Here is a 6,125-nt window from a genome sequence, read left to right as displayed (position 1 = left end):
TTCTGCCATGCAGATCTCCGCTCCCGATCCGACCCGATACCGGAACCGAGGGTGAGATCAACAGCAGTCGAAGCCCGGGACGCTGCACGGCGTGTCGCCAACTAGGCGAACGTTCATGGTCAACGCACTAGCTAGCTCCTCTTTCGTGCGCTTCTCGTACGGCTGCCCGTCCACGTACCAAGTGATGGCCGTCGGCGACCATTCCACGGCGAACGTGTGGAAGTCGTCCGCGAACGCCTGCCCCTCGGGCAGCGTGTACTCAGCGGTGACCTGCTGGTTCTCGTAGACGGCACCGGGGCCGTGCAGGGTGCCGTACACGCTCCCGGGAACCTTGCCGACGTTCTCCATCACGTCGATCTCGCCTGCGGTCGGCCAGCCGGCCGAGTCGAGGTTGTCGCCGAGCATCCAGAAGGCAGGCCAGACGCCCTGTCCGCGCGGCACCCGGTCCTGGCATCGAAGTAGCCGTACTGCTGGCTCAACCTGTTCTGGGTGGTCAGCCGCGCCGAGGTGTACCGGCATGGGCCGTACCAGCACTGCTGCGTCGCCGGGTCGTCGACGCGGGCGGTGACGATCAGATTCCCCTGACCATCCAGCGAGGCGTTCTCCGGTCCGTCGGTGTAGTGCTGCAGCTCCTCGTTGCCCCAGCCGTCGCCGCCGGTGGCGTACGTCCACTTGTCCGCGCCGGGCGTACTGCCGGCAGCGCCGTCGAACTCGTCGGACCACACGAGCTGCCAGTCCGTCGATGCGGCGACGTCCTCGTACCGGCTGCGGGAGCAGTTGGTCAGCAGGACCGCCGCCACCGCGAGGCCGAGGAGGAGGACCAGTGACGCACGCACAGGTCCTCCTCCCGACAGGACCTGACGGATCAGGTCACGAGCTCTCGGTCCGCGGAGGGCGTGCCGCGCCCTCACGCGAGACGCCCTCCGACGGACGACCGGGCCACCTGGATCACCAGGGCGCCGCCGTGGCGAAGTAGGAGAGCCCGTCCCACACGGGTACTTCCGTCGTCGAGGGAACGATCTTACCGGCGCACAGGCCACGGTCCCGAAGTCCCGCCGCGATGAGGGGGACGGCGTCGAGCTCGGTCTCCGAACCGAAGTCGTGCATGAGTATCACGCCGCCCGGTGGCACCTGCAGGGCGGAGTTCGCGATGTCCTGCGCGGTCTTGCCCTCCTGCCAGTCGTCGGTGTCCGTCGTCCAAATGACCTCGGTGGCGCTGAACCCGGCAGCGACCTTCCGGACGTTCGCGTTGGTCGCCCCCTCCGGCGGCCGCAGGAGCGCCGGCTTCTGACCGGTCACGCCTTCGATCGCCTGACTCCCCCGCTGGATCTCGCTCTCGAGCGCCGTCCGGGACAGGCCGGTGAGGTCAGGATGGCTGTAGGTGTGGTTCTCGATCGCGAAGCCCCGCTGCGCGAGGTCCCGCACGACGTCCGGCTCCTTCTCGACGTTCTTGCCGATCATGAAGAAGGTGGCGCGCAGCCGCGACTGCTCGAGTGCGGCCGCGAGCTCCTCCGCACCGGCGCTGGGGCCGTCGTCGTACGTCAGTGCCACGTAGCCCGTGCAGGCGTAGGGCTCCGGTGCGGCGACGGCAGCTCGGGACGGGCCGGACGACGCGAACTGCTCACGCACCACGGTCTGCACGCAGACGAAGATCAGGACCACGCCGAACGCAGCGGCCGACATCCTGCCGAGAAATCTGAGGGCTCTGCGCGACGCGCGTGGCTCGGGGCGCGCCTCCAGCTCGTCCGGCGGCAACTTCATGATCCGCGTTTCACATCCGCTCGAGGGTTGCCCGTCACGGCCGGTGCGCCTTGGGCTTACGCGCCAACTGAGCCACCGCACTGAGGGCGAAGAGCACCGTGATGGCCGCGAAGAGCAGCCAGATGTGGGTGGTGGAGGTTGCCGCCACACCGGCGAGGCCACTGCTGGACGCGGCGATGCTCGTCTTGGCGCCGTACATCGTTGTCTCCCTTCGTTGCGTGGAGGTGGAGCGGTCCGCTCTCTCCGGATTTCCTATTTCGCTTCGGCGGCGTACTGCAGCTGCCAGCGATCCTTGCGCTGCCCGCTCATCTTCGACCAGAGGCAGTCGATCCAGGCCTTGGAGAACCACCCCGCGCGCATCCAGGCAAATGCCTCCTGCGGCAGGAGGAGCGCCGCGAGCAGCAGATCCTTCGTATCGCGGTGTGGCACCCGGAGTGCCTGTTTCACGTCGTTGGCGATGAACAATGCCGGAAGGAGGAACCACACAGCGGCAATGTGCAGAGTGCCGAGCATCGCGTACAGAATGGTGGCCGCCAGCCAGCCGGCTCGGACGGCCGCCGCGCACAGGCCGAGCAACTGCTGGCCCCAGTCGCGCAGCGTCAACCGGTTCACGCCGAACGCCAGGAGGTCCTCGACGGTGTGCCGACCTGCCACTTCATCCGCTGTGCCCACAGCGCACGCACGTCGACCGTGGCGTCGGTGTAAGCCCGCACCGTGTAGGAGACCTTGGTGTGGAAGCCCAGGATCCGTAGCCGGTAGGTGAGTTCGAAGTCCTCGACCTGCGAGGAGTACGACCACGGGCCAGACCCGACGCCGTTGATCACCCGGCTCTCGTGCACCGCCTCCAAGGCGAACATGCGCAGCATGCACGCGGTGCCGGCGAGGACGGTGGTGTGGCCGCCGCGGTTGAGGGCGGTGTCGGTCCAGCGTGCGAACTCCGCCTTCTGCAGCCTCGCCCAGACGTTCTGCGCCGGGGCGTTGGCGGGGTCCGACTGCATGGTGAACCGTGCGGAGATCCCGGCGGTCTGCGGCTCGCGCACCATCTGTTCCACCCACTGCCCGACCGCTGCCGGACGGAGGATGGTGTCGGCGTCGATGCGCGCCATGTAGTGGACGCGACCGCGGAGGAGGCGCCACGCCGCGTTGAGCGCTCCCGGCTTGCGATGCGCGTTGCCGACGGTCTCGATCACCGTCACGCCGGGGATGCCCGAGGCGATCTCCACCGTCCGGTCCGTGCAGTTGTCCGCCATCACCAGCACGGTGTCGAGGGGTAGCTCTGCGCCGTTGCCGCCCGCAGCGTGTCGGCGATCACCTGCTCCTCGTTGTGCGCAGCGATGACAAGGGCGACCCGAGGGGAGGCGTCGCTCCGTGTCGACTGCGACAGCATCTGCCTCTGATTCACGCCTTCACCTTTCCTGCTTTTTCAGCACAGGCCGAATACACCTGCCCCATCAATGAGCCCAACTGATGGGCGCACGGCAATCAGCCGATTCCGGCACGACTCAGGGCCCCCGGGAGGCGCTCCGCATCCCCGGCGAGCGTTTTCCTATGCGTTGCCTGTGAATAGGTCAGGGTTCGACGAACGCCCGTCCGTACTTGAGAAGTTACCCACGCTAAACAGTCGAGGGAGCACCGGCCATCGTTACGAGACGAGATTCATTGTGATGCCCGCAACATCGGTTCCCTTGCGATAACGAGCCGCGCGGACTCCACAGTTCGTCGCTCGAACCAAACAGCAGGTAAAGTCACGTCAGAAGGCTCGGGCAGTCGGGGGGAGTTCCCTAAAATTGGTTAGGCTGTTCGGCAAAATCAACCAGCCTGAATGGCGCAACGCTTCAATAGGTACTGCGCGAACCCACAGGGATGCCCGACCTGTCGATCGTCGAGTAGATCCGTGTGGTAACCGCCGACCGCTCGACAGCCGGTACGTCGCTTCAGCAGGCCCGACGCAGGATCTCCGCCGACCGGCGGTCCCAGGCCGTGCCGCCTATCCCCGCCGCTCGGATGGCCTCGAGCACGTCGTCCGGGTCGGCCCCCTTGGACAGGAACCCGACCGCGCCGGCCGCAGCGGCGTCGTGCACGTCCTGGCCTCTGGTCGAGGTCGTCAGCACGATCACCCGAGCCGCGGGAACCGCGGCCACGACCTGGCGTGTGGCGTCGATGCCGTTCAGGACGGGCATGGAGAGGTCCATGAGCACGACGTCCGGGGTGGTCTCGCGCGCCACCGCCACGGCTCGGGCACCGTCTTCCGCTTCCCCGACCACCCGCAGGTCGTCCGTGCCGTCGATCAACTCGCACATCGTGCTGCGGACGAAGTCGTGGTCGTCGACCACCATGACCCGGATCACGAGGCCTCCCGCGGCACAGACCGTTGCGCAGAGCAACTGAGAACAGTGTCGCGCCGTCACTGACCGACCCTGCAGGTATACCCGGACGGGCGGTCCGGCCAACCGCAGCGAGTATAAATCCGTGATCTTGGACTAAGCTGCGGCGCTCAGCCACGGCTCCCAGGCCGGGTGCGGCTCCACGGTCAGCACCATGACGCCGCCGGCGGCGCGATGCGGCGCACACGGCTTCACCCGCAGCGACCAGCCCAGCTCGTCGAGCAGGCGGTCCGCCTTTCGCGAGTTGCAGGCTCGGCAGGCCGCGACGCAGTTCTCCCAGGTATGTCCGCCGCCGCGGCTGCGGGGAACGACATGGTCGATGGTGTCGGCGCGGCGGGTGCAGTAGGCGCAGCGCCGGCCGTCGCGGCGGAGCACGCCGGCGCGGGTCATCGGGACGGGGCGGCGGTAGGGCACGCGCACATATCGCGAGAGGCGCATGACCGACGGTGCGACGATCGTGAGGCTTTCCGAGTGGAAGACGCCCTCGAGGGCGGCCTGCACGCACTCGGCCTTGCCGGTGAGCATCAGTACGACGGCACGCTTGGCGGTGACGACCGCGAGCGGCTCGAAGGTGGCATTGAGCAGGAGAACCCGGGACCCCGTCGGAGGCGCACAGCCCGACAGGGCCATGGCTTGCTCGGGGTCAGCCGGGTCGGGTTGTCGCTCGGGCATCGACCACCTCCGTCACTCGGAGGGAACCATATCGAGGACCGGTTACGCGAGTGTGATATTGCGCCGAACCGTCGTTCTCAGGCGGTGTCCAGCGCGGTCACGACGTCGTCGACGAGGTCTGCGGTGTCTTCGCAGCCTGCGGAGAAGCGGACGAGGCCGGGCGCGACGGCGTCGCCCCAGCGCTGGCGGCGGTCGGCGGTGCTGCGCAGGCCGCCGAAGCTCGTGGCCGACGCGGTGTAGCGAGACGCGGCCAGGAACCGGCTCACTGCGTCGACCGAGGGCAGCGTGAATCGGAGGACCCCGTTCCATCGACGCATCTGCGTGGCGGCGACGGCGTGTGATGGGTCGTTCTGCAGCCCGGGCCAGCGGACGTCGGTCACTGCGGAGTGCTCGCGCAAGGCGTGGGCGAGCGCTTCGGCATTGGCTGCCTGGCGGGCGAGCCGCAGGTCGAGCGTGCCGAGCCCGCGGTGAGCGAGCCACGCCTCCATCGGGCCGGGAAGGGCGCCGGTGCGGGTGCGGGCCTCGCGCAGGCGTTGGGCCAGCGCGGGGTCGGCCGCGGTGACGTGGCCGAGCAGCACGTCGCCGTGGCCCGACAGAGCCTTGGTGTCGCTGGCGACCGTGAGGTCGGCGCCGAGGGCGAGAGGGCGCTGCCCGAGTGGGGTGGCGGTGGTGTTGTCGACGGCGAGCAGCGCGCCGGCCGCATGGGCGGCCGCAGCTGCGGCCCGGAGATCGCACACGTCAAGGCCGGGGTTGGAGGGCGTCTCGACGAGCAGCAATGTCGCGCCGTCCAGCACGCCGTCAGGCCAGGGGCCGGAGGTGGGCACCTCGCGGATCTCGACGCCGAGCGGGGCGAGCTCGGTGTGGGCGAGGGCGCGGGTGACGTAGTAGCCGTCGGACGGCAGGACGATCGCGGCGCTGGCCCGGGCGGTGAGGCGCAGGACGGCACCGACAGCGGCCATTCCGGAGGCGAAGGTGACGCACTCACCGCCGTCGAGTGCGCCGATCGCCTCCTCCAGCGCAGTCCAGGTGGGGTTGCCGGGCCGGCCGTAGAAATAGCCGGGCAGCTCGTCGTCGGGGGGGCCGAGATGGAACGTCGACGAGAGCACCGGGCCGGCGTGCAACGGGGCGCCCGGACGACCGTCCGCGGTGTGACCGCCGTGCACGCAGCGGGTGCCGTCGCCGAGATCCATCGAGCCAGCGTAGGCCCCGCTCGCCGGCACTACGACGGTCAAGGTCAAATACTCCAAGTGCAGTAAAGATCGCGCTCAGTAAGCAGTCTGGTTAACCGATGCCCTCACCGGAACGAGT

10 protein-coding genes are annotated in these 6,125 nt (G+C 68.7%); all 10 read right to left on the bottom strand.

Annotated features, from left to right (window positions below):
- Positions 1-57: 57 nt before the first annotated feature.
- A complete protein-coding gene (locus RM445_RS17180; protein WP_311557479.1) occupies positions 58-405 on the bottom strand; it encodes a glycoside hydrolase family 16 protein in 348 nt (115 codons plus the stop codon).
- Positions 348-836, bottom strand: coding sequence for a glycoside hydrolase family 16 protein (locus RM445_RS17175; RefSeq protein WP_311557478.1), 489 nt, complete (start codon positions 834-836; stop codon positions 348-350). Before RM445_RS17175 ends, RM445_RS17180 begins: the two co-directional genes overlap by 58 nt.
- 112 nt (positions 837-948) lie before the next feature.
- A complete protein-coding gene (locus tag RM445_RS17170) occupies positions 949-1,761 on the bottom strand; it encodes a polysaccharide deacetylase family protein (protein WP_311557476.1) in 813 nt (270 codons plus the stop codon).
- 34 nt (positions 1,762-1,795) lie between these two features.
- On the bottom strand, positions 1,796-1,960 hold the full coding sequence (locus tag RM445_RS17165) for a hypothetical protein (RefSeq protein WP_311557475.1): 165 nt from the start codon (positions 1,958-1,960) through the stop codon (positions 1,796-1,798).
- Between the two features lie 53 nt (positions 1,961-2,013).
- Positions 2,014-2,373, bottom strand: a complete 360-nt coding sequence (locus RM445_RS17160) for a hypothetical protein (protein WP_311557473.1) — start codon at positions 2,371-2,373, stop codon at positions 2,014-2,016.
- Positions 2,370-3,011, bottom strand: coding sequence for a glycosyltransferase family 2 protein (locus tag RM445_RS17155; protein WP_311557472.1), 642 nt, complete (start codon positions 3,009-3,011; stop codon positions 2,370-2,372). The genes RM445_RS17160 and RM445_RS17155 overlap by 4 nt, the downstream gene beginning before the upstream one ends.
- Positions 3,011-3,163 (bottom strand): glycosyltransferase, encoded by a 153-nt coding sequence (locus tag RM445_RS17150; RefSeq protein WP_311557470.1) that lies wholly within the window; start codon positions 3,161-3,163, stop codon positions 3,011-3,013. Before RM445_RS17150 ends, RM445_RS17155 begins: the two co-directional genes overlap by 1 nt.
- A gap of 532 nt (positions 3,164-3,695) precedes the next feature.
- Positions 3,696-4,109 carry a response regulator gene (locus RM445_RS17145; protein ID WP_311557468.1) on the bottom strand — a complete coding sequence of 138 codons (414 nt, stop codon included), beginning with the start codon at positions 4,107-4,109 and terminating at the stop codon, positions 3,696-3,698.
- 132 nt (positions 4,110-4,241) lie between these two features.
- Positions 4,242-4,817, bottom strand: coding sequence for an HNH endonuclease (locus tag RM445_RS17140; RefSeq protein WP_397469338.1), 576 nt, complete (start codon positions 4,815-4,817; stop codon positions 4,242-4,244).
- Positions 4,818-4,894: 77 nt separating this feature from the next.
- The gene (locus tag RM445_RS17135) at positions 4,895-6,007 is read right to left on the bottom strand and encodes a cystathionine gamma-lyase (protein WP_311557467.1); all 1,113 of its coding nucleotides are present in this window, start codon (positions 6,005-6,007) and stop codon (positions 4,895-4,897) included.
- Positions 6,008-6,125 lie beyond the last annotated feature (118 nt).

Origin of the sequence: Pseudonocardia charpentierae (assembly GCF_031845345.1) — a bacterium.
Lineage (GTDB): Bacteria > Actinomycetota > Actinomycetes > Mycobacteriales > Pseudonocardiaceae > Pseudonocardia > Pseudonocardia charpentierae.
The sequence above is the reverse complement of the archived record's forward strand: the minus strand, read 5'-3'. Positions and strand labels throughout refer to the sequence as shown.

What these genes read in the sequence shown, in the direction of transcription:
- RM445_RS17180 (WP_311557479.1), bottom strand. Translation starts at nt 405, where the DNA reads ATGCTCGGCGACAACCTCGACTCGGCCGGCTGGCCGACCGCAGGCGAG.
- RM445_RS17170 (WP_311557476.1), bottom strand. Translation starts at nt 1,761, where the DNA reads ATGAAGTTGCCGCCGGACGAGCTGGAGGCGCGCCCCGAGCCACGCGCG.
- RM445_RS17165 (WP_311557475.1), bottom strand. Translation starts at nt 1,960, where the DNA reads ATGTACGGCGCCAAGACGAGCATCGCCGCGTCCAGCAGTGGCCTCGCC.
- RM445_RS17155 (WP_311557472.1), bottom strand. Translation starts at nt 3,011, where the DNA reads ATGGCGGACAACTGCACGGACCGGACGGTGGAGATCGCCTCGGGCATC.
- RM445_RS17140 (WP_397469338.1), bottom strand. Translation starts at nt 4,817, where the DNA reads ATGCCCGAGCGACAACCCGACCCGGCTGACCCCGAGCAAGCCATGGCC.
- RM445_RS17135 (WP_311557467.1), bottom strand. Translation starts at nt 6,007, where the DNA reads ATGGATCTCGGCGACGGCACCCGCTGCGTGCACGGCGGTCACACCGCG.